Origin of the sequence: Streptomyces sp. P17 (assembly GCF_032436805.1) — a bacterium.
Lineage (GTDB): Bacteria > Actinomycetota > Actinomycetes > Streptomycetales > Streptomycetaceae > Streptomyces.
Map to the genome: position 1 here is coordinate 1 of NZ_JAVRBF010000688.1, position 279 is coordinate 279.

At 37.6% G+C, this 279-nt stretch carries 1 protein-coding gene; it reads left to right on the top strand.

Annotated elements, in window-relative coordinates:
* Nucleotides 1–279, top strand: a 279-nt coding sequence (locus RMT89_RS42595) for a hypothetical protein (protein WP_315889127.1), incomplete at both ends; no start/stop codon positions are given.

Here is a 279-nt window from a genome sequence, read left to right on the forward strand (position 1 = left end):
TAGTCTTAGCGCATCCTGTATTAGACCGCTACAGCCGAGATTTAAAGCAGATAACGCACTATGAACGCGAACTAATAGAAAGTACAGGCGGGGTAGAAGATGCTTTACTAAATAAATATATAGCTGAACGTATAGGAGGGATGAAAAACAACAAGAACAGAATAGCTAGCAACCGTATTTTATTAACTAGTATTTACACAGCTATGGATATAGAAGAACCCACTAAATTTAAGCGTTCGCAGATTAAGGATAAAGTAGATGCTTTACTAACAACGTGGG